This is a genomic window from Gilvimarinus sp. 1_MG-2023, assembly GCF_030548285.1.
In genome coordinates this window covers 1-341 of the sequence record NZ_JAUOSC010000473.1, presented here as the reverse complement: position 1 = coordinate 341, position 341 = coordinate 1, and the positions used below count along the sequence as shown (strand labels likewise).

1 protein-coding gene is annotated in these 341 nt (G+C 55.4%); it reads left to right on the top strand.

Annotated elements, in window-relative coordinates; genetic code table 11:
- Positions 1-341 (top strand): methyl-accepting chemotaxis protein (locus Q4563_RS17690; RefSeq protein WP_303605433.1); only part of this gene is annotated, 341 nt, incomplete at both ends.

The following is a 341-nucleotide window of genomic DNA, read 5'->3' as shown; positions in this document are numbered from 1 at the left end:
AAATGGCGGTGTCCATTGACCAGGTATCGGCTAACGCCTCGGAATCCTCTGCGGTTGCGGAGCGGTCGGTAGCGATCGCCAACAAGGGTGCAGAAGTTGTACAGGCAACGATCAACGGCATGGATAACATCCGTGAGCAGATTCAGGAAACCTCCAAACGGATCAAACGTCTGGGTGAATCCTCACAGGAGATTGGTGACATCATCTCCCTGATTACCGATATTGCTGACCAAACCAACATTCTGTCGTTGAACGCCGCTATTCAGGCATCCATGGCCGGTGACGCCGGTCGGGGCTTCGCGGTAGTTGCGGATGAGGTGCAGCGGCTGGCGGAACGTTCA